2 protein-coding genes and 1 rRNA gene are annotated in these 2,171 nt (G+C 67.8%); 2 read left to right on the forward strand and 1 reads right to left on the reverse strand.

Features of this window, described 5'->3' with window-relative positions:
* Positions 1-284, reverse strand: a 284-nt coding sequence (locus CKO13_RS12530; RefSeq protein WP_207132212.1) for a hypothetical protein, incomplete at its 3' end; no start/stop codon positions are given.
* Positions 285-447: 163 nt separating this feature from the next.
* Here CKO13_RS12530 and tyrS point away from each other — a divergent pair.
* Together tyrS and CKO13_RS11780 are read left to right on the forward strand one after the other, a co-directional pair.
* Positions 448-1,659 (forward strand): tyrosine--tRNA ligase, encoded by a 1,212-nt coding sequence (tyrS, locus tag CKO13_RS11775; protein WP_200261267.1) that lies wholly within the window; start codon positions 448-450, stop codon positions 1,657-1,659.
* A gap of 403 nt (positions 1,660-2,062) precedes the next feature.
* Positions 2,063-2,171, forward strand: a 16S ribosomal RNA gene (locus CKO13_RS11780); the annotation flags it as partial.

Below are 2,171 nucleotides of genomic sequence, written 5' to 3' on the forward strand. Positions count from 1 at the left end.
TGCGGCTCGGGGGCCTGGGCCTCGCGGCTAGCGGGCGGGGAGTCCGAGAGCGCCAGGAGCGCCACCGCCGTGGCGGCGGCGGAGCCGAGAACGCCCGCCGAGATGGCAACGGGGCTTCGCCACGGCTTGAGCGGCGCCCGGCGGGCGAGGCTGAGCGGGGCGCCTTGCCAGGGGGGCGATCCCTTGCGGAAGGGGTTGAGCCGCCCGGGGGAGCGTCGCGTGGAGGCGCGTGTGCGGAGGCGGTTACCCTTGAGATCGAGCTCGGTGAACTTGGGTCGCTGCACGGCGGCACGCACCCCTCTGGTCGATGCTGTTCACAACATGCTTGAAGAATGCCGCCTAAGCGGCCCGGGGTCAATGCCGCCGAGGCGCGGGGAGGCTGTGGGCTCGCGAGGAGTGCGTTATAATAAATAGTTTATCTTAAAGGGCTGGAGCGAGATCCGTTCTATGGCATCCGAAGACCCCGTGGCCATGATTCGGCGAGGCGCCGAGGAGATCATCCCCGAGGAGGGCCTCGCCGAGCGGCTGGACGCGAGTCGGGCGCTGCGGGTCAAGGCGGGCTTCGATCCGACGGCGCCGGATCTCCACCTCGGCCACACCGTGCTCATCAACAAGCTGCGCCAGTTCCAGGCGCTCGGCCATGAGGTGTACTTCCTCATCGGCGATTTCACCGCCACCATCGGCGACCCGAGCGGCAAGAGCGCGACGCGCCCCCCGCTGACCCCGGAGGAGGTGCGGGCCAACGCGCGGACCTACGAGGAGCAGATCTACTGCATCCTCGACCCCGAGCGCACCCACCTGGTCTTCAACTCGCAGTGGATGGGGGGGATGCAGGCCGCCGAGCTGGTCCGGCTCGCCTCCTGCTACACCGTGGCCCGGATGCTCGAGCGCGACGACTTCCATCAGCGCTACCACCGGGGCTCGGCGATCGCCATCCACGAGTTCCTTTACCCGCTCTTCCAGGGCTACGACTCCGTGGCCCTGGATGCCGACTTCGAGCTTGGCGGCAGCGATCAGCGCTTCAACCTCCTTATCGGCCGCGAGATCCAGCGCCACTACGGCCAGCACCCCCAGAGCATCCTGACGATGCCGGTGCTCGAGGGCCTGGACGGGGTCCAGAAGATGTCGAAGTCGCTGGGCAACTACGTGGGGATCCAGGAGGCGCCGGAGGAGATCTACGGCAAGCTCATGTCGATCTCGGACTCGCTGATGTGGCGCTACTTCGAGCTGCTCAGCCTGCGCCCGTGGCCCGAGGTCCTCGAGCTCCAGCGGGCGGTGCGCGAGCGCGGCGACAACCCGCGCGATATCAAGGCGAGCCTCGCCTTCGAGCTCACGGAGCGCTTCCACGGCCGCCAGGCGGCCGAGCGTGCCCAGGAGGCGTTCGTCTCGCGCTTCCGCCACGGCGCGCTGCCCGACGAGATCGAGGAGGTGGCGGTCTCCGCCGGCGAGGAGGAGGGCGTCTGGATCCCTGCGGCCCTGAAGGAGGCGGGCCTGGTGAGCTCGAGCTCGGAGGGGCGGCGGATGGTGGAGCAGGGCGCCGTGCGCATCGAGGGCGAGCGCGTCGGCGACCCCCAGGCGCGCCTGCCCGTCGGCAGCCGCCAGCTCCTGCAGGTCGGCAAGCGGCGCTTCGCCATCGTCCGGGTGGTCCGCGGGGGTTGACCGCGGGCCGTGTATCCGTAGAATAACCGATTCTCAGCGACGGGGAGCGATCCTGGGCTCGCTGAGAGGGAACGAGGCGGTCCACAGACGTATTGACAATTTTGTGGCAGTGCGTAGGATGGACGGTCTCTGGCGGCGCAAGGCCGCGGCCCCCGACAAGCAGCGCAGCCGAAACGGTTGCAGCGAAGTGAAAGGGGGTTGTCAGAGCAGTTAAGCCCAGCTAAAATGGGCGATCTCGCCGCCGCAGGCGGCCGAGCAGATCTTTAAAAAGTCGGGTTGGATGGTTTGTGTGGGCGCTTGCGCTGAGGTCGCGCTGATGCCAAAGACTTCGGCGCAAGGACTCGCAATACCGAGTGCTTGCGGCGAGCCAGTTCGGCCGCACCTGGTGCGGCCTACGAGATTGAAACTGAAGAGTTTGATCCTGGCTCAGATTGAACGCTGGCGGCATGCCTAACACATGCAAGTCGAGCGGCAGCGCGGAGAGCCTAGCTCTCTGGCGGCGAGCGGCGGAC

The organism is Halorhodospira neutriphila, from assembly GCF_016584055.1.
GTDB classification, from domain to species: Bacteria; Pseudomonadota; Gammaproteobacteria; order Nitrococcales; family Halorhodospiraceae; genus Halorhodospira; species Halorhodospira neutriphila.